The sequence below is a fragment of the Ancylobacter sp. VNQ12 genome (assembly GCF_049445835.1).
Taxonomy (GTDB): domain Bacteria; phylum Pseudomonadota; class Alphaproteobacteria; order Rhizobiales; family Xanthobacteraceae; genus Ancylobacter.
In genome coordinates, this window is record NZ_JBMSDU010000001.1 from 535,956 (window position 1) to 561,378 (window position 25,423).

Genomic DNA, 25,423 nt, shown 5'->3' on the forward strand with positions numbered 1-25,423 from the left:
GGTTCTCGCCGCGCCGGGGCCGATCTTGGCGTGTTCAGCGCACGGAGGAGCAGATCTCGAACGGCAGGGGCGCGGCGGTCATCGCCTGGCCGACCGCCATCTCATGCAGGCAGAACAGCGAGCAGGTGAGATGCGCGAGCGAGCCGAGGATCAGCAGCGCGGCGCCGAAGACCATGCCGCCGATAAGGGCGCCGGCAAGGCTCGGGAGCGGGCGTGCGGGGTGCAGGGCGAGCGTGCTCATCCGAACACCTCGCCGAGCGAGGCATAGAGGTCCGGCCGACGGCGGCGGATGAACAGGGCGAAGCCGACGCCGAAGAGGAACACCAGCGCGATGCCATAGGGGAAGGCGGCGACAACCGGCCCCTCGCTTCCCGTGAGCAGCGACAGGTTGGACACCACCAGCGCCAGCGCGCCGACGAGGCCGATGAAGCTGAGCACGGGAGCGAGCAGAGTGGTCCACACGCCGTGGCCGCTCCGCGTCCTGCGGAAGAAACGGATCACCGCCACCGAGACCAGCGCCTGCACCGCCAATATGCCGATCACCGCCAGCGCCGACATGAAGGAGAACACCACCGTATAGGGCTCGGCCTCCGCCACGATGAAGACCGCGAGGATCGCGGCTGCCACCGCGCTCTGCACATAGCCGGCGACATGCGGCGAGCCGTGCACCTCGTGCACCTTGCCCAGCGATTTCAGCGCCAGACCCTCGCGGCCCAGCGCGAAGAAGTAGCGGTTCAGGGTGTTGTGGAAGGACAGCACGCAGGCGAACAGCGAGGTGATGAGCAGCACGTTCATCACCTCGACCGACCAGGCGCCGAGCACCGCGCCGGCGGCGGTGAAATAGAAGCTCTCCAGCCCCTTCTCGGCGACCGCCTGCACCTGCGAGGGCCCGTAGAACTGCACCGCCGCCCAGGTGGAGAAGGCGTAGAACACGGTGATCAGCAGCACGGCGACGTAAGTGGCGCGGGGGATCGTCTTCTCCGGCGTGTGCGCTTCCTCGGCGAAGATGGCGGTGGCCTCAAAGCCGATGAAGGAGCCGATGACGAAGACCAGCGCCACGCCGAGGCCGGGCGCGAACACCGTCGCGGGGGCGAAGGAGGCGAGGCTGAAGCCCTCCGGCCCGCCGCCCTTCAGCACGATGCCGACATCGAGCAGCAGCAGGATGGCGATCTCCGCCAGCATGCACACGCCGAGGATGGTGCCGGAAAAGGCGATGTTGCGCTGGCCGCAGAACATCACCGCGACCAGTGCGACGAGGGCCCACACCCACCATGGCGCATCGAGCCCGAGGGGTGCCAGCGCGCCGGCGACGAACACGCCGAACAGCGCGTAGATGGCGATCTGCACCGCGCTGTAGGTGACCAGCGCCATGAAGGCGCCGCCCACCCCGGCCGGGCGGCCGAGCCCTTGCGCGATATAGGTGTAGAACGCGCCGGCGCCGCCGATGTGCCGGCTCATGGCGGCGAAGCCGACCGAGAAGACGAGGTAGAGCAACCCCACCAGCACGAAGGCGCCGGGCACGCCGGGACCGTTGCCGAAGGCGAAGGCGGCCGGCGAGGCGCCGACCACGGCGGTGAGCGGGGCCGCGGCGGCGACCACGAAGAACACGATATGGGCGAGCCCGACCGAGTTCTTCGCCAGCGACATTCGGGCGAGGCCCTCCGGCGCTGCGAGCGGCACCGTGTTACCTGGCACTGCGTCGTTCAAGGACATGGCAGACCCCTCTGCTGCGGGCGAATTATTTCCTGACAGGAATATCGACGCCCGTCTGGCCCTTGAATTGCTCTGTATGCCGACAATTCGATAAGTCGCGCCAGCGATGCCACCGGAGCCGTCGAAGATGGCAAATGCATCGAATTTGAACGGCCGCGTGCCCGAAATCGCTTCAATCCGCGCCTCGGTTCTGCTGAGCGTGGTGACCCAGCTCGACCGCCAGACCGGCAAGACCGACATGATCCTCGCCGGGCACGGGCTGCTGCGCTCGCAGCTGGAGGATCCCTACGGTCTCATTCCCATGGCGCGCTACATCGCCGTGTTCGAGGATGCGGCGGTGCATACGGGCGACGCCGCCTTCGGGGCAAGGCTCGGCTCGACCTTCAAGCCGGCCGACATCGGCCCGATCGGTATGCTGTTACAGCTCTCGGGCACCATCCGCGCCGCGCTGAGACGCATGGCCCGCCATGTCGGCGTGGTGCAGGGAGCGACCGGCATCGGCGTGGTGGAGGAGGACGACCGGCTGATCTGGAGCTACCATCTGCAGGACCCGCGCCTGTGGCCGCGCCGGCAGGACGCCGAATATTCGGTGGCGGCGACCTGCCAGCTGGTGCGCAGCGGCTTCAGCGCGGGGTGGAATCCGGTCGAGGTGCATTTCGAGCACGCCGCGCCGCAGGACACGCTGGCGCTGCAACGGCTGTTGCGCTGCCCGCTGCTGTTCGGCCAGTCGGCCAACCGTATCGTCGTCGACAACAGGGATGCCGACCGGGTCTATCGCTCGGAAGATCGCGACCTGATCGCCATCCTCGAACGCCACGTCGCCGACATCAGCGCCAAGGAGGCGATCGCGCCCGGCATCGCCGACCAGGTGAAGGCGCTGATCGGCATCTATCTCGGCCACAAGCCGATCACCCTGCCAACGATTGCCGCTGAGCTCGGCCTGTCGGTGCGCACGCTGCAAAGGCGGCTGGCCGAGGAGGGCGCCTCGCTGCGCGAACTCGTGCGCGTGCAACGCCAGGCCATCATCGCGCACCATCAGGGCGCGGCGGCCAGCAAGGCGCGCATCGCCGAGACGCTCGGCTATGCCGACAGCACCGTGTTCTGGCGCGCCCGCAGGGCGTGGGAGCGTCGCGAGGCGGAGTGAGCTACCGCGGCAGCGTGCTTGCCAGCAAGTGGCGGACCATCGGCCCCTCCTCGAGCAGATGGAACTTGCGCACCTCCCGCTGCACGTCGGCATCGGCCAGCGAAACACGGCGGTGCTGGCGCAGATGTTCGGCCCAGCTCTCCACCATGAACCATTCGGTGACGAGTTCCGGCTCGGCCGCATCCTCCATGACGCCCCAGGAATAGGCCCCGTCACGTCGGCGCGAATCCGACAGCCGCTTGAGCGCCTTGAGGAAGGCATCGCGCTCGGCCTTGGCCACGCGATATTCGATGAGGATCAGCACCGGGCCGCGATCGCCCTCGATGGGCTCGGCGAGTATCGGCTCGGGCCAGTGATGCGAGGGCGTGAGGTCGGTGTCGCCTTTGGGGAGGGCGATACGGTGGACGATGAGGCCGGTGAGGAGCAGCCCGGCGCCGGAGGCGATGAGCGTCCAGGACAGGCCGATCTCCTGCGCGATGAAGCCCCAGCCGAGGCTGCCGCCGGCCATTGCCCCATTGAAAACAGTGAGATAGACGGCGAGCGCGCGCCCGCGTACCCAGTTCGGCAGGATCGCCTGCGCGGTGGCGTTGAGCGTGGTCAGCGCGGTGATCCAGGCGCCGCCCATCAGGAGCAGAATCACAAGCGCTGCCCAGCGTGGCGGGCCGAGGGCGAGGGCGGCGGCGGCTAGGCCGGTGAGGAGCGCGCTCGCCAGCATCAGCCCGTCGGCATCGAGAATGGCGCGCAGGCGCGGCATCGCCAGCGCGCCGAGAATGGCGCCGACGCCGACCGAGCCGAGCAGGATGCCGTAGAACGCCGCATTGCCGCCAAGCAGTTCGCGGGTGACCAGCGGCAGCAGCGCCCACACCGCGCTGGCGAAGGCGAAGAACACCACGGCGCGCAGCAGCACGATATGCAGCTCGCGGCTGGAGCGGGCATAGCGCAGCCCGGCGCGGAACGCGCCGCCGAAGCTCTCGCTGAGCCCGTCGTCGCCGGCCGCCGGCCGCTTCCACCACAGCAGCGCCGAGATGACGATGACGTAGCTCGCCACGTCCGCGCCATAGGTGAGCGCCGCGCCGAAGCTCGCGAGCAGCAGGCCGCCGACCGCCGGGCCGATGGAGCGGGCGATGTTGATGCCGAGCGAGTTCAGCGCCACCGCGCTCTTCAGCTCGCCACGCGGCACCAGCTCGGGCACGATGGACTGCCAGGTCGGCCCCATCAGCGCCGCGCCGATGCCGCCGATGAAGGTGAGCATGATCAGCGCCGAGACGGTGATCAGCCCCAGGGCGGAGAGCATCAGCAGGGTGAGGCTGACGCAGCCCAGCATGAGCTGGATGAAGATGAGGAATTTGCGCCGGTCGAGAATGTCGGACAGCACGCCGGCGGGAATCGCCAGCAGGAAGATCGGCAGCATGCCCGCCGCCTGTACCGCTGCCACGGCGGCCGGCGAGGCGGAGAGGTCCGTCACCAGCCAGGCGCTGGCGACGTCGCGCATGAAGGTGCCGGTATTGCCGAGCACGGTGGCCGCCCACAGCACGGCGAAGACCGGCCGGCGCAGCGGCGCGAAACCGTCGGTGGGAGCAGCGATCTTGGTATCTGTCATGACCTATACTGCCCAGCAGGCGCAGCCGAGCGCTCCCCAGAACGAACGCTCATCGGAGACGGGCATGCTGGCGCCCCACGCGCCGGCATGGGCGTGGCCGTGCACGTTGCAGCTCTTGGCGCAGCCGCACAGATTGGCGAAGGCGTGCTTCGTCGCCTTGCTCGCCTCCGCCCGCTGCTGGTAGCCGCCGAAGGTCCGCACCGGTGACCAGTCCGGCATGGCCGGGGGCAGATCGGGGGCGAGATCGGCAAAGTCGCCGGCGCCATGCACCGGCCGGCCGCCGAGCAGTGTCAGCACCGCGGTGATGTCCTGGATGGAATCCTCCGGGACCGCGAAATAGTCGTCGGACAGCACGGCGATGTCGGCGAGCTGGCCGGGGGCGATCTGCCCCTTCTTGCCGGTCTCGTTGGAGAACCAGGTGTTCGCCTCGGTCCACAAGCGCAGCGCCTGCTCGCGGTCGAGCCGGTTGGCGGCGGGATAGAGCGCGAGCCCTCCGAGCGTCTTGCCGCTCACCAGCCAGCCGAGCGACACCCAGGGATTATAGGAGGCGACGCGGGTGGCGTCGGTGCCCGCGCCCACGGGCACGCCCATGTCGAGCATGCGGCGGATCGGCGGGGAGCGCTCGGCGGCGCGGTGGCCGTAGCGCTCCGTGAAATATTCGCCCTGGAACGCCATGCGGTGCTGCACGGCGATGCCGCCGCCCAGTTTGGCGATGCGCTCGATGTTGCGGTCGGTGATGGTCTCGGCGTGATCGAAGAACCAGTTGAGCCCTTCGAGCGGCACGTCCCGGTTCACCTTCTCGAACACGTCGAGCGCGCGCGAGATGGTCTCGTCATAGGTGGCGTGCAGCCGCCACGGCCAGCGGTTCTCCGCCAGCAGGCGGATGACCGGTTCGAGGTCGGTCTCCATGCTCGGCGGCATGTCTGGACGCGCGACCTGAAAGTCCTCGAAGTCGGCGGCGGAATAGACCAGCATCTCGCCGGCGCCATTGGCGCGGTAGAGATCGTCGCCCTGACCGGGTTTCACCTGCTTTGCCCAGCCGGCGAAGTCCGCCAGCTCCTCCTTCGGCTTCTGGGTGAACAGGTTGTAGGCGATGCGCACGGTCATCTCGCCGTCGCGATGCAGCTCCTCGATGATCGCGTAGTCGTCCGGATAGTTCTGGAAGCCGCCGCCGGCATCGATGACGCCGGTGACGCCGAGCCGGTTCACCTCGCGCATGAAGTGGCGGGTGGAGTTCTTCTGGTACTCCACCGGCAGCTTCGGCCCCTTGGCCAGCGTCGCGTAGAGGATGGTGGCGTTGGGCTGGGCGATGAGCAGCCCCGTGGGGTTGCCGTTGGCGTCGCGCACGATCTCCCCGCCCGGCGGATTGGGCGTGTCCCTGGTGTAGCCGACCACCCGCAGCGCCGCGCCGTTCAGCAAGGCGCGGTCATAGAGGTGGAGGATGAACACCGGCGTATCCGGGGCGACGGCGTTGATCTCCTCGATCGTCGGCAGGCGCTTTTCCGCGAACTGGTGCTCGGTGAAGCCGCCGACCACCCGCACCCATTGCGGGGCGGGCGTGTTGTCCACCTGGCGTTTCAGCATTTCCATGGCGTGGGCGAGCGAGCGCACGCCGTCCCAACGCAGCTCCATATTGTAGTTCAGTCCGCCGCGGATGATGTGCATGTGGCTGTCGATCAGGCCGGGGATGACCCGGCGCCCGGCGACGTCGATCACCTGCGTCTGCGGGCCGGCATGGGCCATGACATCGGCGGCCCGGCCGGCGAGCAGGATGCGCCCGTCCTTCACCGCGACCGCCTCGGCCGCCGGATTCGAGCGGTCGAGCGTCGTCACCTTGCCGTTGAGCAGGATAAGGTCGGCGGTGGCGGGCTGAGCCATGGTCTGGGCCTCCAGCTGGTAAGGGGCGAGGCCGGCGGCGGCGAAGCCCGCGGCGCCGGCGGCAATAATGATCTCGCGGCGGCTCGGCATGCGGCGTTCCTCCATGCGGCTTCAGGATTTCGGCGGCGGCTCGGGCGGTGTGGCGGCGCTGCGGCCGGGCAGCTGGCCCAGCACATGGCTGGAACAGTCGGCGAGGCCGATGGCGGCAAACAGGCCGTCGCCCTTGATCAGATGACGCGCCACCGGCACGACCTGCTCGCCGAGGAGCATGCCGAACAGCCCGATCAGCGCCACCACGGGCGGTGCCGGCGAACGGACATTGATCAGGCTGTAGACGATGCCGACGAGAAGGCCGCCGGCGAGCGAGGCGAGATAGAGCTTCACCGGCGGATCCTCCCTGCGGGCGCGGCGATAGGCCGGCGCCGCTAGTTCGCGGCGACCTCGTCGACCGCCTCGCGGATGATGTCGGCCACCGCGCGCGGCAGCGAGAGCAGCGACATGTGGCTCGCCGTCAGCTCGGTGGTGCGCGCATTCAGCCGGTTCGCCAGCGCGCGTTGCAGCTCGACGCTGACCGCGCGGTCGTCGCGCGAGACCACGTACCAGCACGGGCGATCGGCCCAGGCGGCCCTGCTGACCTTGTCGTTGAAGGTCGCCAGCCCCAGCGGCGTCTGGACGGCGGCCAGCACGCGGGCGTCTTCCTCGGCGAGGTCCTGCGCGACGTTGTGAATCCAGCTGTCGACGCTCATTTTCAGGGCGCCGTCGCCGAACGGCACGACGCCGCCAAGGCCGGGCGGGGCCGGGTGAGCGCCGACCTGGTCGCCGGTGGACTGGCCGACATCGGGGGCGAAGGCGGCGACATAGACCAGCGCCTTCACCTTCGGGTCGTTGCCGGCCTCGGTGATGACCGTGCCGCCCCAGCTATGGCCGACCAGCACCACCGGGCCGTCAATGGCGTCCAGCGTCTGGCGGGTGGCGGCGACGTCGTCCGCGAGCGAGGTGGTGGGGTTCTGCACCGCGACCACCTCGATGCCGGCCCCCTGGAGATGGGGGATGACGGCATGCCAGCTGGAAGCGTCGGCCCACGCGCCGTGCACCAGCACGACGGTGGCGCGGTTCGCAGAAATGGAGGTCATGACGGGCGTCCTTCTCGGATTCAGTGGCCCTCGGCGGCGCCGAACATGGTCTTGGCGTAGATGATGCCGAGGCCGTAGGCGCCGCCGAACTTCTTGGCGATGCCGGTGGTCAGCTCGTAGGTGTCGGTGCGCGCCCAGTCGCGCTGGAGCTCGAGCAGATATTGCAGCGAGGTCATCGGCCGCACGCCGGCATGGATCATGCGCTGCATGGCGCGCTCATGCGCCTCGTCGGAGACGTCGCCGCAGGCATCGGCGATGACATAGACCTCGAAGCCCTGATGCAGCGCGGAGAGCGCCGGGCCGACGATGCACACGCTGGTCCACAGCCCGGCGAGCACGATGCGCCCTTTGCCGAGGCGGTTGACCTCGTCGATGACGGCGGCGTCTTCCCAGGTGTTCATCGAGGTGCGGTCGAGCAGCTTCTGGCCCGGAAACGCCTCGGTGATCTCGGCGAACATCGGGCCGGAAAAGCTCTTCTCCGCCACCGTGGTGAGAATGGTCGGCACCTTGAAGCCGGCGGCGGCGTTGGAGATGAGCGCGGCGTTGTTGCGCAGCGTGACCGCGTCGATGGACTTGGTCGCGAACGACATCTGCGACTGGAAGTCGATCAGGATCAGCGCGTGGTTGCTCGGATCGATCAGGGCCTTGCCCGGTGTGGCGCTCGCGGTCGGCATCGGTTCGTCCCCCATGGGCTGGATTGCATGGCGCCGAGTTCTAGGAAGCCGGGACGGTTCGGGACAATTGTCCGCCGGTGGGGGGCTTATTGGGCTCGGGGATAGGTGCGCTCAGCCGATGGCGCGATCGAGCCAGGCGAGCAGTTCGTCGGGCGCGACCGGCTTGGCGAGACAGGCCAGCGCGCCGCAGCGCAGCGCCAGCTGGCGCGTCGCCTCGTCGGGATAGGCGGTGATGGCGATGACGGGCATCCGGTTACCGACGCTGCGCAGCCGGTGCAGCAGCGTCACCCCGCTCATGCCCGGCAGGCGGATATCGGTGACGAGCGCATCGAAGACGCGCAAATCCGGCGAGGCGAGGAAGTCGAGCGGGTGACGAAAGCAATATGTGGCGAAGCCGAGCGCGTCGATGAGACCGGACACCGCCGCCAGAGACGCCGCGTCGTCGTCGACGATGGCGACCACCTTCTGCGCCACCGCCTCGTGCATCGGCATTCCGTCTCCGCGGCCGGGGTTGTCGAGAAGCCGCCGGCCAGACGCACAGCTTCGCCGCGGGGCGGGAAGGCGGCAATTATCCGTGAGGTCTGCCGGCCTACGCCTTGGCGCCATCCCCGGCGAGCCGATCGGCGATGCGCACGAGGTCGGCGAGCGTGCGTGCGCGCAATTTCTGCATGATCTGCGCGCGGTGGACCTTCACCGTCACCTCGCTGAGCCGCAGGTTGACCGCGATCTGCTTGTTCATCAGCCCGCTCGCCACCAGCGGCAGGATCTCGCGCTCGCGCGGGGTCATGGCGGCGTAGCGCGTGCGCAGCTCCGCCATCTGCGATTCGCGGGCGCGGCGGGCGCGGTCGAGGTCGATGCCGTTATGCACGGCGTCGAGCAGGTCCTGGTCGCGGAACGGCTTCATCAGGAATTCGATGGCGCCCGCCTTCATCGCCGCGACCGACATCGGCACGTCGCCATGGCCGGTGATGAAGACGATGGGCGTCGGCACGCCACTGCGGCGCAGCTCGCGCTGGAATTCGAGCCCGCTCACCCCGCGCAGCCGCACGTCCAGCACCAGGCAGCCCGGCAGTTCGGGACGGGACGCGGCGAGGAAGGCCTGCGTCGTCTCGAAGGTCAGCACCCGGTAGCCCTCCGACGACAGCAGGCTGTCGAGCGAGGCGAGCACCGACCTGTCGTCGTCGACGACATAGACAACGGATTCCGTCATCGCGCGCTCTCCTTCTCTTCACCGGCCGGCAAGATGGCGGCAGGCAGCGAGAAATGGAAGACGGCCCCATGGGGATGGTTGGGGCCGGCCCAGATGCGCCCGCCATGCGCCTCGACGACGGCGCGGCAGAACATCAGCCCCATGCCCATGCCGCCGGGCTTGGTGGAGATGAACGGGTCGAACAGCCGCTCGGTCACCTCGTCGGAAATGCCCGAGCCGTTGTCCTCGACGCTGACATGCACCTCGCCAAAGGCGCCCCTGCACGCGCGCACCACGACGCGGCGCGGCCATCTCCCGCCCGCGCGTATGGAATCGATGGCGTTTTCAATCAGGTTGCGCAGCACATGGTGGAGCTGGACCGCATTGCCGATGACCGCCGGCAGCGCGGCATCGAGATCGATGTCGACGTCGATGAACTCGTGGATGGCTTCCGCCTGGGCCGCGCGCACCGCGCCGGTCGCCAGCACACCGATATCGAGCTCGGCGCGCTCCTGCGTTCCCCTGGTGAACATGGTGCGAATGCCGGCGACGATGGTGCTGGCGCGGTGGCCGTCGGCGACGATGCGTCCGAGCGCGTCATTGGCCTTGTCGAGCCGGGGCTCGGGCTTGCCCAGCCAGCGCAGCGCGGCGTCGGCATTGGTGATCATGCTGGCGAGCGGCTGGTTAATCTCGTGTGCGATGGAAGCCGAAAGCGCCTCCATCGCGGTGAGCCGGTTCTGCCGCGTGCGCCGCTCGATGGCGATGGTGCGGGCGAGGCGCGCATAGACCAGCGTGCTTTCCGACAGCAGGACCAGCAGCACGATGCTCGCGGCGACCAGCCCGTAGAGCCGCCCCGCCCACCAGCCGACGCTCAGCCTCGTAGCGCCGCCGAGATAGGAGATCAGCAGCAATTCGATGATCAGCGAGAACAGCACCAGGCAGACCCAGATGTCGAACTGGCTGCGGTGGCGCGTCAGCAGGATGGCGATGTTGACGAGGTAGAGTCCGATCGCCAGAAGCGGCACATAACCCCAGAGCGCATTGACGCGCCGCTCGTCCAGCATCAGCGGCGGCAGGGCGTTGCGGTTGGCGAGGATCAGCAGGACGCTCAGGCCGGCCAAGGCGGAAACCGCCAGCAGTGCGGTGGCGATGCCGCGCTTCGCCGAAGCCCGTGCCGGCGCGCGGCGCGGCGTCAACGCATAGGCGAGCACGAAAAGGGGAAATCCCAGCCGCCGCGCCGTGGCGATGGCGGCGGTGGTCTGCAAGCCGAGATCGATGCCGTAGGCGGCGAACACGCCGGGGAAGGACAGCACCCAGACCGGCGTCAGCAGCGCGGAGAACAGGTAGCCCGACCCGAGGAACAGCAGCGCCCACGAGCGCTGCACGCTGTAGAGCGAGAACAGCAGCGCCGCGGTGATCAGCTCCAGCAGGAAGATCGCGGCGGCATAGGCCGGAAGCAGCAGCTCGGTATGGGCGGTGGCATTGCGGGCAAAAGGCATGGTCGCGGCGAAAAGCGCGACGAGGAGGAGCGACAGCACGACGGCCAGCGTGGCGCGGCCGCGCGTCGCCGGCACATTCGCCAGCGGATAGGGAGCCGGCGCGGCCGTGATGTGATCGTCCCTGTCCGACACCGTCCGATGGTCCTCGCCCGTTGCCCGCTGCATCCGTCCGGACTCCGGACTGCCGGCCGACTGTTGCACATGTGCCCGCCCGCCGGGAACGAGGAGCGTGCGCACGGGCAAGGGCATCCGGGCCGCCGGCTTGAAACCTGCCCTTGCCATCTCGATCTTTGCAGCCAGCAAGGCTGGGAACCGCGAGCCATCCGGCAGCGTTCCGCCCCGAGGAGGACAGCGCTATGAGCCACATACGTTACGAGGTCGTGCCGCACAATGACGGCTGGGCCTATCGCTTGGGCGACGTCTATTCCGAGACCTTTCCCACCCATGTGGCGGCGCTCAAGGCGGCGCGCGACGTGGCGGCACGCCAGGCCGTGCCGGGCGAGACGCGCCCCATCCGCTACCAGGACAAGGCCGGCAACTGGCACGAGGAAACTGCGGAAGGGATCGACCGGCCCGACGCCGAAGTGGACGATACGCCCGGCTGAATGCCGGCCGGGACGGTGGGCGCCGCGCGGGCGGCCACATGTGTCGTCATCGCCATTCATAAAGACAGCGCGGCCGGGCGGCAGGAAATTCCCCGCCACGCCGACCGCGCCAGTTGCCCACCGGCCGGGCTGTCGCCCGGAGGATCGTTGGATGACAGCGAGGAGGCCGTTCACCCACAGTGGGATCTCGCGAAACCGCGTAATAAAATCGATTGGCTGGCGCGACCTTCGGAGAATGCCGGGTCTGAGTGATGCGCTCGCCTTTTCTGCTTATATTCTGGAAATGACTCGAAGATCGGGAATATTGTTTGCGCAATTGGCGTGGCGCTGTCTCCGGATAGGTTAGAAAAACAGGACGGGAACTTTTCCCGATTTAAAAGGTAGTTTCGCGTCCTCCTTTGCGGAAAGCTTGCCCGCACCTCCATAAAGTGCTGTCATGACAGTGCCTTGCCGCGAACGTGGGTGAGGGCGGAGCTGGCGGCGTGCACGCGCCGACTGGAACAGGCGCCCGGTGTTCATTCCATGACGTGGCAGGGCCGGGAGTCGATCATAAGAATATTATAAGTATAGATGAGCGCCATGGAGCCGAATTTCCCGTTTCGCGAGCTACGTGCGCCCGCGCCGACGCTCCCGTCTGCGGTCCGTCCTGCAGGAGAAGCGGCATGAGCGCTTTCGTCCCCGAGGCCGAGCCTGAGCCCGAGCCCGTTCGCGGCTTCTGGCAGCGCCGGTCGCTGCGCTGGCAGGTGATGGTCGCGGTGATCGCGATCAATCTCTGCGCCGCGCTCGCCGCGCTGCTCGTGGTCATTGCCAATGCCCGCCGCGCCACCGAGGCGGAGATGACCGCCTCGCTCGTGGTGGCCGAGCGTCTTGTCGAGGAGACCGTGCAGCGGCTCGCCGGCAGTCACGGCGGCGAGGCCTCGCTCGCCCAGCTGCCGCTCCACATCAGCGGGCTGCGTCACGTGCGCATTGCCGTCGAGGACATGCAGGGGCGCATCGTCGACATCGCGCCGGAGGCCGGCGACGGCGGCGGCGACCGGGATGAAGAGGTGCCCGGCTGGTTCGCCGCGCTGGTGACGGTCGATGCCGGTATACGCGACGTGCCCGTGGTCGAGGGGGGCCGGGTCGTCGGCCATGTCCGCGTCTCCGGCGAGGCCTCCGACGAGGTTGCCGAGGTCTGGAGCGACACGTCGGACCTCGCGGTGCTGGCGCTGGGGGTGAACATCGCCATACTCGGCGCGCTCTATCTGGTGCTCGGGCGGCTTCTGCGCCCGCTCAGGACGCTCTCGGTGGGGCTTTCCGAACTGGAGGTCGGGCATTTCGAGCATCGGCTGCCGCGCCCGCATGTGCGCGAGCTCGCCGCCATCGCCGACCGCTTCAACGCGCTGGGCACGGCGCTGAACGCGGCGCGCGCCGACAATGCGCGGCTGAATGAGCGCGTCATCCATGTGCAGGACGACGAGCGCCGGCAGATCGCCTCGGATCTGCACGACGAACTCGGGCCCTGCCTGTTCGGCCTCAGGGCGAACCTCGAATCGGTCGAGCGGCTGGCGGGCCGTGTCGAGCCGGATCTCGGACGGCGCATCGGCGAGCGTACCGGCACCATGGCGGAGATTCTCGACCGCGTTCAGGGGCTGAACCGGCGCCTGCTGCGCCAGTTGCGGCCGATGGCGCTCGGCCATGTGCCGCTGGCGGCGGTGATTGGCGATCTGGTCGCCGATTTCGAAGGCCATTCGCCCGAGCACCGCTTCCATCTCGCGGTGGAGGATGTGGCGGAGCGCTATCCCGACAGCGTCGAGCTCACCGTCTATCGCTGCATCCAGGAGGCGGCGACCAATGCGCTGCGCCATGGCGATGCACGCAACATCGCCATCGGCCTGCGGGCCGCCGACGGCGAACTGCGGCTCACCGTCGAGGATGACGGCGTCGGCATGGCGCCGCGTGCCGCGCCGGGCCTTGGCCTCACCGGTATCGGCGAGCGGCTGAGCGCGCTGGGCGGCAGCTGGCGCATCGTCGCGGCAGAGCCTACCGGCACGCGAGTCGAGATGAGCGTGCCGATCGGAGGCGACCAGGCAATGGACAAGGTGGCGGCGCAATGACCACCGTGCTGGTGATCGACGATCATCCCATCGTGCTGCAGGGGTGCCGGCGGCTGCTGGAGGATGCCGGGGTGGGGCGCGTGCTGGAGGCGAGCACGCTGCTCGGCGGCTACCGGCTTTTTCGCCGCGAGAAGCCGGACGTGGTCATCGCCGACCTGTCGCTGCAGAGCAGCGGGCTGAGCGGGCTTCTGCTGGTGCGGCGCATGCGTGGCCACAGCCCGCGCATGCCGATCCTGGTGTTCTCCATGCATGGCGATCCGGTGATCGTCAGCCGGGCGCTCGAGGCGGGCGCCACCGGCTATGTGCTGAAGGATACCGCCTCGGGCACGCTGATGGAGGCGTTCGAGCGGGTGCGGCGCGGCCAGCCCTATATGAGCCACGACCTCGCCATGCAGGTGGCGCTGCTCGGCACCCGCAAGGAAGCGCCGCTGGCCGACGTCACGCCGCGCGAATTGCAGATGCTGTCGCTGCTCGCCGAGGGCAAGGACTACACGCGCATCGCCGATGAACTCGGCATCAGCTACAAGACGGTCGCCAACACCTCGTCGATGCTGAAGGCCAAGCTCGGCGCGACCAGCCTGCCGGAACTGGTGCGCGCGTCCATCCAGTATCTGTCGTCCTCGCCGGTCGGGCGCCGGGCTTAGCCGCGCCCGTCAGATGCCGAGCGCGCAGCCATCCTTGCGCGGGTCGGAGGCGCCGGTGAGCGTGCCGCGGGCGCGGTCGAGCCTGATCGCCTGCGCGCCGCCGATCGGCCGGCCGGACGGCACGATGTCGAAGCCGCGCCGCCTGAGTTCGGCGATGGTCTCCGGCGGGAAGCCGTCCTCCGCCTCGACCTGTCCGGTGCCGGGAATGGGGAACAGGCGCGGCAGGTCGATCGCCTCCTGAAGCCCGAGGCCGAAATCCAGCACCTTCGAGATGAAATGCGCGTGGCCCATGGCCTGGTACTGCCCGCCCATGACGCCGAACGGCATGAACGGCTTGCCATCCTTCAGCACCATGCCGGGGATGATGGTGTGCAGCGGCCGCTTGCGCGGGGCGAGTTCGTTGGGGTGCCCGTCGGTGAGCACGAAGCTCTGGCCGCGATTGTGCAGCAGCACGCCCGAGCGCGGGGCGACGAGGCCGGCGCCGAACGGATTGAACACCGAGTTGATGAAGCTGGCGCAGTTCCGCTCGCGGTCGACCACGCAGATATACACCGTGTCGCGGTGCTCGCTGCCGGCGAAGGCCGGCATGTCGGTGAGCACCCGGTCGAACGTGATGCGGCCGGCGAGATCGTCCGCCAGCGCGTCGGAGAGCAGGTAGTCCACCGGCACGCCCGCCTGCGCCGGGTCGGCGAGGAAGCGGTCGCGCGCGGCATAGGCGAGCCGGGTCGCCTCGATCTCGACATGCAGCCGGTCCGCCGAGAGCGGGTCGCCCTTGGCTTCGAAGCGCGAGAGGATGTTGAGGATCATCAACGCGATGATGCCCTGACCATTGGGCGGGCACTCATAGACCTCATGGCCCCGGAACGCCGCGTGGATCGGTTCGACATATTCGCCGGCGGCATGGACGAAGTCCGCCAGCGTGTGCAGGCCGCCGAGCCCGTTGAGATAGGCGACGATGTCCTGCGCCACGGTGCCGCGATAGAAGCCGTCGCGGCCCTCGCGGGCGATGATCTCGAGGGTGTCGGCGAGCTCGGGCTGGCGATGTACCTCGCCGACCTCGGGCGCCCGCCCGCCGGGCAGGAAGACGCGCGCGGCATTGGCGTCGCCGGCCAGCACCGGGACCTCCTTCGCCCAGTCGTACTGCACGCGCTCGGACACGGCATAGCCGTGCCGGGCGAGGCGGATGGCGGGGGCGAGCAGTTCGGCGAAGGGAATGCGCCCATGGTCGGCATGCAGTCGCGTCCAGGCATCGACCGCGCCGGGAATAGTCACGGCATGCGGCGACTGGCGGGGAATCTGCGTCAGCCCGGCACGCCGGAGGTGCCCGGCGGTAAGCGCGGCGGGCGCGCGGCCGGAGCCGTTGAAGGCGTGCACCTTGCCGTCCTCGCCGGCCAGCAGGGCGAAGCAGTCGCCGCCGATGCCGGTCGAGCCCGGCTCGACCACGCATTGCACCGCGCAGGCGGCAATCGCCGCATCGAGCGCGTTGCCGCCGGCTTCGAGCACGCGAATCGCGGCAAGCGTCGAGGAGGGATGGGACGTCGCGGCCATGCCCTCGCGGGTCACGACGGCGGAACGGCCCGGCTTCTGGAAATCACGCATGGCGGCGGATCCTGCACGCGACAATAAAGACCTGTGCCAGAGCCCCTTCCGATCGGGTGATGACCCGATCGATAAGAAAGTGCTCTAGTTTTAAAGTGTTAGAGCATGTTCTCGTCGCGGAAGTCTGCAACTTTCGCGCAACATGCTCTACCGCGCCCGGCGCCGGTTGGCCAGCACGTTGCGGATCGAGAAGCTGGAATGGATGCGCAGCACGCCGGGCATGGTCGAGAGAATCTCGGTGTGGATGCGCTCGAACTCGGCGGGCGTCTCCACCTCCACGCGCAGCAGATAGTCCGCGCCGCCGGTCATCAGGTAGCACTCCTGGATTTCCGGGTGCTTGCGAACGGCCGCTTCGAAGCGGTTGAGATAATCCTCGGTCTGCCGCTCCAGCGTGATGTTGATGATCACCGCCATGGCGGCATCGCGCGCGGAGTGGTCGACGAGAGCGGTATAGCCGCGAATGACGCCGCTGTGTTCCATCAGTTTTATGCGGCGCTGGCAGGTCGAGGGCGAGAGGCCGACCTCCTCGGCGATCTTCACCGTGCTCATGCGCGCGTCGAGGCGCAGCAGGCGCAATATGTTGCGGTCGATCGGGTCCAACGCACTCATGACGATTTCCGCGAAAATGTCGTCGATATCCGCATGAAAGAGTATTGCGTGAAGTAAGCATGCGCAAATCGACCGGCTTTTGCGCGATCTCTGCGCTATGATTCCTCTCCGTTCGGCAAGCGCGAGGCGAGGACGGGCGATGTTCGGCGAGATTTCAAACGACCAGCTGGCGCTCGATACCGCGCCGGGCATACTGACCATCGATCTCGGCGCGCTCGCCGCCAATTACCGGCTGCTGCGCCAGCGGGTGGGTGCCGCGCGGGTGGCCGGCGTGGTCAAGGCGGACGCCTATGGCCTCGGTGCGCTGCGCGTCGCCCCCACGCTCTATGCCGCCGGCTGCCGCGACTTCTTCGTCGCCCAGTTCGCCGAGGCGCAGGCGATCCGCGGCGCCCTCGGCCCGGATGCCCGGCTCTATGTGCTGAACGGGTTGCAGCCCGGCGCCGAATGGGCCTGCGCCGAGGCCGGCATCATCCCCGTGCTGAACAGCCTCGATCAGGTCGAGAACTGGTCGCGCCACGCCCGTGCGCGCGGTGGCGAGCTGCCGGCGCTGCTGCAGTTCGACACCGGCATGTCGCGCCTCGGCCTGCCGCCGGAGGAGGTCGAGACCCTGCTCGCCGAGCCGTCGCGGCTCGCGGGGGTGCGGGTGCTGCATGTGATGAGCCACCTTGCCAGCGCCGACGACCCGGAAAGCGGGCAGAATGGCGCGCAGCTGGCGCAGATGCGCCGCTTTGCCGGGGCATTTCCGGGGGTGGAGATGTGTTTCGCCAATTCCGGCGGCATCTTCCTCGGCGCGGAATATCACGGCGCCTTGGTGCGCCCCGGCATCGCGCTCTATGGCGGCGCACCGACCGCCGGTGTGGCGAACCCGATGGCGCCGGTGGTGCGGCTCGACGTGCGGGTGGTGCAGACCCGCACCGTGCCGGCCGGGGCGAGGATCGGCTATGGCGGCGCGCATGTCGCGGCGCGCGAGATGCGCCTCGCCACCATCGCCGCCGGCTATGCCGACGGCCTGCGGCGCTCGCTGAGCGACCGTGGCGCGGCCTATGTCGGCGCGACGCGGCTTCCCATCGTCGGCCGCGTGTCGATGGACAGCCTGACGCTCGATGTCAGCGCACTGCCCCCCGGCGCGCTGAAGCTGGGCGGCCTGGTCGAGATCATCGGCGCGCACCAGACGCTGGAAGACGTCGCGCGCGACGCCGGCACCATTTCCTACGAGATATTGACCTCGCTCGGCAGCCGCTATCACCGCGTCTACCGCTGAGCGTGATCGCAATAGAATACCGCAAGAAAAACCAGAGGCCTTCCGATGAAGATCGTCATACTCGGCGCCGGCGTGATCGGCGTCACCTCCGCCTATTACCTCGCCAAGGCCGGTCATGAGGTGACGGTGCTCGACCGCCAGCCCGGCCCGGCGCTGGAGACCAGCTACGCCAATGCCGGCGAGGTCTCGCCCGGCTATGCCTCGCCCTGGGCGGCGCCCGGCATTCCGCAGAAGGCGGTGAAATGGCTGTTCGTGAAGCACGCGCCGCTGATCATCCGGCCGCGCGTGGATCTCGCCACCTGTCGCTGGATGGTGGCGATGCTCGCCAACTGCACCTCGGCCCGCTACGCCGTGAACAAGGGCCGCATGGTGCGCCTCGCCGAATACAGCCGCGACTGCCTGATGGAGCTCAGGGCGCAGACCGGCATCGCCTATGACGAGCGCATGCAGGGCACGTTGCAGGTGTTCCGCACCCAGAAGCAGCTCGACGGCATCGGCAAGGACATCGAGGTGCTGCGCGCCGATGGCGTGCCGTTCGAGGTGCTCGACCGCGCCGGCTGCGTCGCCGCCGAGCCGGGCCTCGCGCCGTCGGCGGAGAAGATCGTCGGTGGCCTGCGCCTGCCGGGCGACGAGACCGGCGACTGCTTCAAGTTCACCAACGCGCTGGCGACGCTGGCCGAGGGCCTGGGCGTGACCTTCCGCTATGGCGTCGACATCCGCCGGGTGAAGGCCGCGGGCGGTCGCGTCACTGCCATCGAGACGGCGACCGGCGATGTGAGCGCCGACCTGTTCGTCGCCGCGCTCGGCAGCTATACGCCGCAGCTGCTGGCACCGCTGGGGCTCACTTTGCCGATCTACCCGGTGAAGGGCTATTCCATCACCGTGCCGATCGTGAAGGAGGCGCTGGCGCCGGTCTCCACCGTGATGGACGAGACCTACAAGGTCGCCATCACCCGGCTGGGCGACCGCATCCGCGTCGGCGGCATGGCGGAGATCGCCGGCTTCTCCACCGACCTGCCGCCCTCGCGCCGGGCGACGCTGGAGCATTCGGTAGAGGATCTGTTCGGCGGTGCGGGCGACCAAAGCCAGGCGCTGTTCTGGTCGGGCCTGCGGCCGATGACACCGGACGGCACGCCGATCATCGGTTCGACCCGCTACCCCAATTTGTTCCTCAATGCCGGCCACGGCACGCTGGGCTGGACCATGTCCTGCGGCTCCGCGCGGGTGCTGGCCGACCTCGTCAGCGGCGTGAAGCCGGAGATCGAGGCGGGCGACCTCAACCTCGCGCGCTATACGTGAGACTCATTCGTTCGATATAATCGAACGGAATGTGCTATATAATGCGTTGGATCGATTGATCGTCATTTGCGAACGTTCCCCTCGTTCACAGGAGGGACGGCAATGGTCGCGCATACAGATGTGGTGCCGGACGGGCATGTCGAGCGGCGGACGGACGGCATCTGGCCCGGCCTGCTGCTGACGGCGGTCATCGTCGCCGCGGCCTTCGGCGTACGCGGCTTGCCGATGGTCGGCGTGCTGAGCCCGATGATCCTGTCCATCGTGCTGGGCATCGCCTTCCGCAACCTCGTCGGCACGCCCGCGCGCACCAAGCCGGGCCTCACCTTCGCCCTGCGCCGCATCTTGCGCCTCGCCATCGCGCTGCTGGGATTGCAGATCACCGCGGCGCAGCTCGCCGAGGTCGGCTTCGCCGGCTTCGCGGTGGTGGCGCTGACGCTGGTCGGGACCTTCCTGTTCACCATTGGCCTCGGCCGGCTGCTCGGGGTGGAGCGCAAGCTCGCCGAATTGATCGCCGCCGGCACCTCGATCTGCGGCGCCTCCGCCGTCATCGCCACCAACACCGTCACCCGCGCGCCGGACGAGGACGTCGCCTATGCGGTGGCCTGCGTCACCGTGTTCGGTTCGCTGGCGATGTTCCTCTATCCGCTGCTGCCCGGCCTGCTGGCGCTCAATGCCCACGCCTATGGCCTGTGGACCGGCGCCTCGATCCACGAGATCGCCCAGGTGGTGGCCGCCGCCTATCAGCAGGGGCAGGCGGCCGGCGAGTTCGGTACCGTCGCCAAGCTGTCGCGGGTGATGCTGCTGGCGCCGATGGTGATCGGCCTCGGCCTTCTCGCCACGCGGCGGATGCGGCGCGGCGGCCACGATCACGGCCATGCGCCGGCTCGCCCGCCCATGCCGTGGTTCGTGCTCGGCTTCCTCGCGCTGGTGGTGGTGAACAGCCTCATCGTCATCCCGCCCGAGGCGAAGGCGCTGCTGATCCTGTCGACGACGGTGATGCTGTCCATCTCGCTCGCCGCCATGGGGCTGGAGACCGACATCGGCAAGCTGCGCGCCAAGGGGCTGCGCCCCTTCTTCCTCGGCCTCGCCGCGTCGATCTTCATCGCCCTGTTCAGCCTGATGCTGGTAAAGCTCGTCGCTTGAGGAGCCCCGCGTGAGTAACCCATGACGCTCGAACAGCTGCGCATCTTCGTCGCCGTCGCCGAGCGCGAGCACCTCACGCGGGGAGCTCAGGCGGTCAACCTCACCCAGTCGGCGGTGAGCGCGGCCATTTCCGCGCTGGAGGGCCGCTATGCCACGAAGCTGTTCGACCGGGTGGGCCGGCGCATCGTGCTGACCGATGCCGGCCGGCTGTTCCTCGCCGAGGCGCGGGCCGTGCTGGCGCAGGCCAGCGCGGCGGAGAAGGTGCTGACCGACCTCGCCGACCTCTCGCGCGGCTCGCTGGCGCTGGCCGGCAGCCAGACGGTGGCGAATTACTGGCTGCCACCGCTGATCCAGCGCTACCGCGAGCGCCATCCCGGCATCAGCATCAGCCTGGTCATCGGCAATACCGACTTCGTCGCCGCCCGCGTGCGGGAAGGCACTGCGGATCTCGGCTTCGTCGAGGGCGACGTCGAGGATGCGGCGCTGGCGATCAGCCCGGTGGCGGAGGACGAGATGGTGCTGGTCGCGCCCGTCACCCATCCCTGGACCTGGCGGGCGCCGCGCGAGCCGGGCCAGCTCAAGGCCGGCCCGTGGGTGTTGCGCGAGGAAGGCTCAGGCACCCGCGCCATCTTCGAGAGCTATCTCGCCGGCCTCGGCCTCTCCTTCGCCGATCTCGATGTCGCCTTCGAATTCCCCTCCAACGAAGCGGTGCGTGCGGCGGTGGAAGCGGGCAGCGGGGCGGCGGTGATTTCCCGCCGGGTGGTCGGCGAGGGGATCGGCCTCGGCAGGCTGGCGTTGATCGACCTGCCCATCCCCTCGCGGCATTTCCTCGCGCTGCGCCACAAGGAGCGCTACGCGGCGCGGGCGACGCAGGCCTTTCTCGCTCTTATCGCGCGCGCATGAGCCGCCCGACCGCGACGGCCGAGGCGAGGGCGATGGCGCCGGCAGCGAACAGGGCGACCGCGAATCCGCCGGAATAGGCCGCATGGGCGTGGGTTATGGCGAGATCGCGCGGGCCGCCGGCAAGGCCCGCCACTGCCAGCGGCAGGTCGCCGGCGATCACCGCCTCGGCGAACGCCGCATCATGCGTGCGCTCCAGCCCCGCCCGCACCACGGTGGCCAGCACGCCGCTCAGCAATGCGAAGCCGATGAGGATGCCGGAAAAGCGCGCCGTGGTGCTGATGCCGGACGCCATGCCGGCGCGCTCGCGCGGCACCACGCTCATGATCGCCTTCTGCGTCTCGCCATTGAGCAGCCCGCCGCCCGCGCCCAGCACCAGCATGCCGGTCATCACGACCGGCCACTCCCCGAGATGCGCTCCCCAGCCGGTGAGGCCGTTGCCCAGCCCCACCGTGGCGAGGCCGAGCGTGAGGATGCGCGGCGAGGTAAGCCGTCCGCCGAGCAGCCGGCCGATCTGCGGGAAGATCAGCATGGTCAGCGCGAAGGGCAGCATGGACAGGCCCGCCTCCAGCGGCGAGCGGCCGAGCCCGTTCTGCAGGAACAGCGGCAACAGCGAGGCCATCACCTGCGCGCAGGCGGCATAGGCGAACATCGCCCACACCCCGCCGACAAGGCGCGGCAGGCGGAACAGCCCGAGGTCCAGCATCGGCCGCGCCTGCGCGCGCTCGACGACGATGAACCCCGCGAAGGCGCAGAGGCCGGCGGCAAAGCCGGCAAGCGCACTCGGTGAGGTCCAGCCCTGCGCCTGCCCGTTGATCAGCCCCCAGGTGACGGCGAACATCGTGCCGGCGAACAGCGCGATGCCGGCGGGATCGAGCCGTCGCGCCGCGCCGTCGCGCGATTCCCCGGTGAAGGCGAGGGCGGCGACGCCGAGCGCGAGGCCGATCGGGATGTTGACGAGGAACGCCCAGCGCCAGCCGAGGAAATGCGCGATGAGCCCGCCCAGCACCGGGGCCAGCACCATGGTGAGTCCCATGATGCCGCCCCAGATCGCCCAGGCGCGGTTGCGCTCGGCCTCGCCATGGAAGCCGTGGCCGATGATGGCGAGCGCCGGCGCCAGCTGGAAGGCGGCGCCCACGCCCTGCAAGGCGCGGGCGAGATAGAGCAGCCGCGCGGAGGGGGCGAGGCCGCACAGTAGCGAGGCAAGCGCGAACAGGGCGATGCCGGCGAGGAAGACCCGCCGCCGGCCGAAGCGGTCGGCAATGGCGCCGGCCGGCAGCAGCAGCGCGGCGAAGCAGAGCACATAGGTGCTCACCACCCATTCGATCTCGGCGAAGCTGGCGCCGAAATCCCGCGCGATGGTCGGCAGCACGATGGCGACGATGTTGGTGTCCAGCACCGTCATCGCGCAGCCGGTCGAGGCCGTCAGCAGCAGTGCCAGCGATCCGCCAGCGCGGGGAAGGGGGCGGGACGGCACGGCAACGCTCCTTGCACGGGAAGCAGGCATTCAAGCAGCGGATCGAATTAGCTTCATTCACGGTAGTATGCCATTTTATTAGTCTGTAGCTAATAATCGGATCGCCGATGGAACTGAGGCACCTCCGCTATTTCGTCGCCCTCGCCGAGGAGCTGCATTTCGCCCGCGCGGCGCAGCGGCTGAACATCGCCCCACCCACGCTCACCGTGCAGATTCAGGAGATCGAGCGCACGCTGGCGGCCCGCCTGTTCGCGCGCACCAGGCGCTCGGTGGCGCTCACCCCGGCGGGCGAGGTGTTTCTCGCCGAGGCCCGCGCGGTGCTGGAGCGGTTCGCCCGCGCGGAAAGCGCCGGCCGGCGGGCGGGGCGCGGCGAGATCGGCCGGATCGCCATCGGCTATGTCGGCTCGGCCGCCTATGCCGGCGTGTTGCAGGACCAGACCCGTCGTTTCCGCGCCGGCTTTCCCGCTGTCGAGGTCGGCGCGCGCGAATGGCCGATGGAGTCGCTGCCCGGCCTCGTCGCCGATGGCGAGGTGGATGTCGGCTTCGTGCGTCTGCCCATGGCGCTGCCGCGGAGCCTCAGGACGCATGTGCTGCTGCGCGACTATTTCTGCCTTGCCCTGCCTGTCGGCCATCCCGCGGCCGGGGAGGCGGCGGTGGCGCCGGAGCGGTTGGCGGGGGAGGGCTTCGTGGCGCCGGAGCAGGGCGCCGGCACCTATGAGGTTGCCCGGCGCGGCGGCTTCGCGCCACGGATCGTCTCCGCGCCCGGCAGCCTGCTGGCGGTGCTGACGCAGGTATCGCTCGGCATGGGCGTCGCGGTGGTACCCAGCGTGGTGCGCGAGGTCGTGAACCTGCCGAATGTCGTGTTCGCGCCGCTCGCCGGGGAGACGATCGCCTCCGAGGTCGCGGCCCTGTTCCGTACCGGCGAGGCAGGGCCGATGGCACGGAACTTCATCCGGCAGGTCATCGACACGCCGGAGCTTCGGCTGTCGCCGGACGACTGGGCGCGGGCACGCTCCGTGGGGTGAGCCGCGTGGGGCCGGTGCCGACGCATATGGCCGGCGCGTGTCCGCTCTGGTATCGATCCCGCCCCTGCCAGCAGGAGACACCGGCCTTGAGCGCGGACAGGACTTCATTGCCGAGCTATCGCCTGCCGGCACTCGATCAGGATTTCATTTTGGGCGATTCCATGCGCGGCCTGCGCTTCATGCTGGAATATGAGAAGGCGGAGGAAGCGCTGCGTGCCTGGCACATCCGCTCGACCATCGTGGCATTCGGTTCGGCGCGCCTGCGCATGGACGGCCCCGGCCGGCAGCCGTTTCTCTATGAACAGGCCCGCGCCTTCGGCCGCATCGCCTCGGAGCGCGGCGGCGCGCTCAGCGTCGATGGCGACGGCTTCCGCGACAATGTGATCGCCACCGGTGGCGGGCCGGGCATCATGGAGGCGGCCAATCGCGGCGCCTATGATGCCGGTGCGCCCAGCATCGGCTTCAACATCAGCCTGCCGCACGAACAGGGGCCCAACCCCTATTCCACGCCCGACCTCACCTTCCGCTTCCATTATTTCGCGATGCGCAAGATGCACCTCGCGATGCGCGCCAATGGGCTGGTGGTGTTTCCCGGCGGGTTCGGCACGCTCGACGAGCTGTTCGAGATCCTGAACCTGCGCGCCACCGACAAGGCGCCGCCGCTCGCCATCGTGCTGTTCGACGAGGCCTATTGGCGCTCGGTGATCAACTTCGACGCGCTGGTCGAGCACGGCATGATCAGTGCCGAGGAATGCCGGCTGTTCCGCTTCGCCGAAACCGCCGAGGACACCTGGGCCGCGCTCGTCGCCTCGGGGCTGAAGGCGCACCGCTAGCTCGCCGCTCGGTGCGGCTGGCTGCGGGCGTGGCTGTCGATCCAGCCGGCGATGGCCGGCCAGGTCTGCGCATGCGCGCGACGCCCGGCGAGGATGGCGAGATGCTGTAGCCCGACGCCGACCTCGGCGGGATGCTCGATGATCGTGGTCTCGCTCGCCTTCATGCGCGCGAAGAACGGTTCGACCGAGGCGCGCGGGCCGATCTCGTCCCCGTCGCCGACAATGGCGAGCACCGGAACGCGCAGCGTCTCCGGCCCGAGCGTTCGTCCGCCAAGCACGAGACGCGAACGGTGGAAGCGATCCTCGCGATAGAGCCACTCGACGATCTCGTGCACGAGGCGGCCGGGCAGCGGCACCTCGTCCAGCGCCCAGCGCACGACATGGACATGCAGGTCGAACGCCGCGCGGTCGGTGAGGCAGGCGAGGCCGTCCATCCAGCGCGACCAGACGAAGGTGCCCGGCGACAGCAGCGCACAGGCCTGCGACAGCTGCGAGCCCGGCACCGTCCCATCCGCCGCCGGCGGCGGCTGCGCCGCCACGAGGTCGCGGAACGGGCTCGATCCGGCCTCGAAGCTGAGCGGCGAGCCCAGCAGCACAAGGCCGCTGGCGCGCGAGGGATCGAGCGCGCAGGCGATGGCGGCCAGCGTGCCACCGAGCGAATGGCCGATGACGAAGGGGCGCGCGCCGCCGCGCTTTCCGGCGATGATATTGGCGGCCTCGACGATGGCGCCGGCATAGGCTTCGATACCCGTGCGGCCGTCCTCGGACGGCGGCAGCCATTCGAGCAGGTGCACGGCGAGCTTGCGGTCGAGGCAGAAGCGCACCGCGCTGACCGCGGGCGTGAGGTCCCAGATATAAGGCCGCTTGATCGGGGCGGGCACCAGCAGGAGCGGCGCCCCCTCGGCCGCGCCCTCGTAGCGCCGCAGCCGCCAGTGCGGGCCAGTGGCGATGACCTCGTACGGGCATTCATGCGGGCTGAAGCCGAACAGGTCGAGCGTGCGCGCCTGCGCGCCGCGCATCTGGTCCATGAAGGCGAGCTGGGCGGCATGCATGTTGGCAAACAGGCCGGCTGCGGATTGGGGAGCGACCGTCATCGTCAGCC

The 25,423-nt window shown here is 69.1% G+C and carries 24 protein-coding genes; 10 read left to right on the forward strand and 14 right to left on the reverse strand.

Annotated elements, in window-relative coordinates:
• Positions 1–34: 34 nt before the first annotated feature.
• Positions 35–241, reverse strand: a complete 207-nt coding sequence (locus ACO2RV_RS02495; protein ID WP_423289453.1) for a hypothetical protein — start codon at positions 239–241, stop codon at positions 35–37.
• Positions 238–1,647: an APC family permease gene (locus ACO2RV_RS02500; RefSeq protein ID WP_423289871.1), complete on the reverse strand. Its 1,410-nt coding sequence runs from the start codon at positions 1,645–1,647 to the stop codon at positions 238–240. The genes ACO2RV_RS02495 and ACO2RV_RS02500 overlap by 4 nt, the downstream gene beginning before the upstream one ends.
• Positions 1,648–1,840: 193 nt before the next feature.
• Between ACO2RV_RS02500 and ACO2RV_RS02505 the strand changes: the two genes are divergently transcribed.
• The gene (locus ACO2RV_RS02505) at positions 1,841–2,857 is read left to right on the forward strand and encodes an AraC family transcriptional regulator ligand-binding domain-containing protein (RefSeq protein ID WP_423289455.1); all 1,017 of its coding nucleotides are present in this window, start codon (positions 1,841–1,843) and stop codon (positions 2,855–2,857) included.
• Between the two features lies 1 nt (position 2,858).
• Here the strand turns inward: ACO2RV_RS02505 and ACO2RV_RS02510 are convergent, their stop codons facing one another.
• The 8 genes from ACO2RV_RS02510 to ACO2RV_RS02545 all read right to left on the reverse strand — a co-directional run bounded on the left by ACO2RV_RS02510 (position 2,859) and on the right by ACO2RV_RS02545 (position 10,995).
• Complete coding sequence (locus ACO2RV_RS02510; RefSeq protein WP_423289457.1) at positions 2,859–4,457, reverse strand: MFS transporter; 1,599 nt, start codon at positions 4,455–4,457, stop codon at positions 2,859–2,861.
• Positions 4,458–4,460: 3 nt separating this feature from the next.
• Positions 4,461–6,425, reverse strand: coding sequence for an amidohydrolase (locus tag ACO2RV_RS02515; RefSeq protein WP_423289459.1), 1,965 nt, complete (start codon positions 6,423–6,425; stop codon positions 4,461–4,463).
• A gap of 21 nt (positions 6,426–6,446) precedes the next feature.
• Positions 6,447–6,719 carry a XapX domain-containing protein gene (locus tag ACO2RV_RS02520; protein WP_423289461.1) on the reverse strand — a complete coding sequence of 91 codons (273 nt, stop codon included), beginning with the start codon at positions 6,717–6,719 and terminating at the stop codon, positions 6,447–6,449.
• Between the two features lie 41 nt (positions 6,720–6,760).
• Positions 6,761–7,468 (reverse strand): alpha/beta fold hydrolase, encoded by a 708-nt coding sequence (locus ACO2RV_RS02525; protein ID WP_423289463.1) that lies wholly within the window; start codon positions 7,466–7,468, stop codon positions 6,761–6,763.
• A 20-nt stretch (positions 7,469–7,488) separates the two neighbouring features.
• Entirely contained in the window at positions 7,489–8,142 is a 654-nt protein-coding gene (locus tag ACO2RV_RS02530) for a hydrolase (RefSeq protein ID WP_423289465.1), read from the reverse strand.
• A 111-nt stretch (positions 8,143–8,253) separates the two neighbouring features.
• Positions 8,254–8,634: a response regulator transcription factor gene (locus ACO2RV_RS02535; protein WP_423289467.1), complete on the reverse strand. Its 381-nt coding sequence runs from the start codon at positions 8,632–8,634 to the stop codon at positions 8,254–8,256.
• A 97-nt stretch (positions 8,635–8,731) separates the two neighbouring features.
• Entirely contained in the window at positions 8,732–9,352 is a 621-nt protein-coding gene (locus ACO2RV_RS02540) for a response regulator transcription factor (protein WP_423289469.1), read from the reverse strand.
• Positions 9,349–10,995, reverse strand: a complete 1,647-nt coding sequence (locus ACO2RV_RS02545) for an MASE4 domain-containing protein (protein ID WP_423289471.1) — start codon at positions 10,993–10,995, stop codon at positions 9,349–9,351. The genes ACO2RV_RS02540 and ACO2RV_RS02545 overlap by 4 nt, the downstream gene beginning before the upstream one ends.
• 191 nt (positions 10,996–11,186) lie before the next feature.
• On the opposite strand from ACO2RV_RS02545, the gene ACO2RV_RS02550 reads away from it, so the two are divergent.
• The 3 genes from ACO2RV_RS02550 to ACO2RV_RS02560 all read left to right on the forward strand — a co-directional run bounded on the left by ACO2RV_RS02550 (position 11,187) and on the right by ACO2RV_RS02560 (position 14,175).
• Positions 11,187–11,435, forward strand: coding sequence for a DUF2188 domain-containing protein (locus ACO2RV_RS02550; RefSeq protein WP_423289473.1), 249 nt, complete (start codon positions 11,187–11,189; stop codon positions 11,433–11,435).
• A 662-nt stretch (positions 11,436–12,097) separates the two neighbouring features.
• Entirely contained in the window at positions 12,098–13,531 is a 1,434-nt protein-coding gene (locus ACO2RV_RS02555; RefSeq protein WP_423289475.1) for an ATP-binding protein, read from the forward strand.
• On the forward strand, positions 13,528–14,175 hold the full coding sequence (locus ACO2RV_RS02560; RefSeq protein WP_423289477.1) for a response regulator transcription factor: 648 nt from the start codon (positions 13,528–13,530) through the stop codon (positions 14,173–14,175). Before ACO2RV_RS02555 ends, ACO2RV_RS02560 begins: the two co-directional genes overlap by 4 nt.
• Positions 14,176–14,184: 9 nt before the next feature.
• Here ACO2RV_RS02560 and ggt read toward each other — a convergent pair whose 3' ends face one another.
• Both ggt and ACO2RV_RS02570 read right to left on the reverse strand, forming a co-directional pair.
• Positions 14,185–15,774: a gamma-glutamyltransferase gene (gene ggt / locus ACO2RV_RS02565; RefSeq protein ID WP_423289479.1), complete on the reverse strand. Its 1,590-nt coding sequence runs from the start codon at positions 15,772–15,774 to the stop codon at positions 14,185–14,187.
• Positions 15,775–15,921: 147 nt separating this feature from the next.
• Positions 15,922–16,383 (reverse strand): Lrp/AsnC family transcriptional regulator, encoded by a 462-nt coding sequence (locus ACO2RV_RS02570; RefSeq protein ID WP_423289481.1) that lies wholly within the window; start codon positions 16,381–16,383, stop codon positions 15,922–15,924.
• A gap of 139 nt (positions 16,384–16,522) precedes the next feature.
• Here ACO2RV_RS02570 and alr point away from each other — a divergent pair, with 139 nt between their 5' ends.
• The 4 genes from alr (at position 16,523) to ACO2RV_RS02590 (ending at position 20,989) form a co-directional block, all read left to right on the forward strand.
• Positions 16,523–17,644 (forward strand): alanine racemase, encoded by a 1,122-nt coding sequence (alr, locus tag ACO2RV_RS02575; protein WP_423289483.1) that lies wholly within the window; start codon positions 16,523–16,525, stop codon positions 17,642–17,644.
• A 45-nt stretch (positions 17,645–17,689) separates the two neighbouring features.
• Entirely contained in the window at positions 17,690–18,943 is a 1,254-nt protein-coding gene (locus ACO2RV_RS02580; protein ID WP_423289485.1) for a D-amino acid dehydrogenase, read from the forward strand.
• A gap of 102 nt (positions 18,944–19,045) precedes the next feature.
• Positions 19,046–20,086 (forward strand): YeiH family protein, encoded by a 1,041-nt coding sequence (locus tag ACO2RV_RS02585; protein ID WP_423289487.1) that lies wholly within the window; start codon positions 19,046–19,048, stop codon positions 20,084–20,086.
• Positions 20,087–20,107: 21 nt separating this feature from the next.
• A complete protein-coding gene (locus ACO2RV_RS02590) occupies positions 20,108–20,989 on the forward strand; it encodes a LysR substrate-binding domain-containing protein (protein ID WP_423289489.1) in 882 nt (293 codons plus the stop codon).
• Here ACO2RV_RS02590 and ACO2RV_RS02595 read toward each other — a convergent pair.
• Positions 20,973–22,463: an MFS transporter gene (locus ACO2RV_RS02595; protein ID WP_423289491.1), complete on the reverse strand. Its 1,491-nt coding sequence runs from the start codon at positions 22,461–22,463 to the stop codon at positions 20,973–20,975. The genes ACO2RV_RS02590 and ACO2RV_RS02595 overlap by 17 nt on opposite strands.
• Positions 22,464–22,570: 107 nt before the next feature.
• Between ACO2RV_RS02595 and ACO2RV_RS02600 the strand changes: the two genes are divergently transcribed.
• Together ACO2RV_RS02600 and ACO2RV_RS02605 are read left to right on the forward strand one after the other, a co-directional pair.
• Positions 22,571–23,488 (forward strand): LysR substrate-binding domain-containing protein, encoded by a 918-nt coding sequence (locus ACO2RV_RS02600; protein WP_423289493.1) that lies wholly within the window; start codon positions 22,571–22,573, stop codon positions 23,486–23,488.
• A 161-nt stretch (positions 23,489–23,649) separates the two neighbouring features.
• The gene (locus tag ACO2RV_RS02605) at positions 23,650–24,321 is read left to right on the forward strand and encodes an LOG family protein (protein WP_423289873.1); all 672 of its coding nucleotides are present in this window, start codon (positions 23,650–23,652) and stop codon (positions 24,319–24,321) included.
• Here the strand turns inward: ACO2RV_RS02605 and ACO2RV_RS02610 are convergent.
• Positions 24,318–25,415 (reverse strand): alpha/beta fold hydrolase, encoded by a 1,098-nt coding sequence (locus tag ACO2RV_RS02610; protein WP_423289495.1) that lies wholly within the window; start codon positions 25,413–25,415, stop codon positions 24,318–24,320. The genes ACO2RV_RS02605 and ACO2RV_RS02610 overlap by 4 nt on opposite strands.
• Between the last annotated feature and the right edge of the window lie 8 nt (positions 25,416–25,423).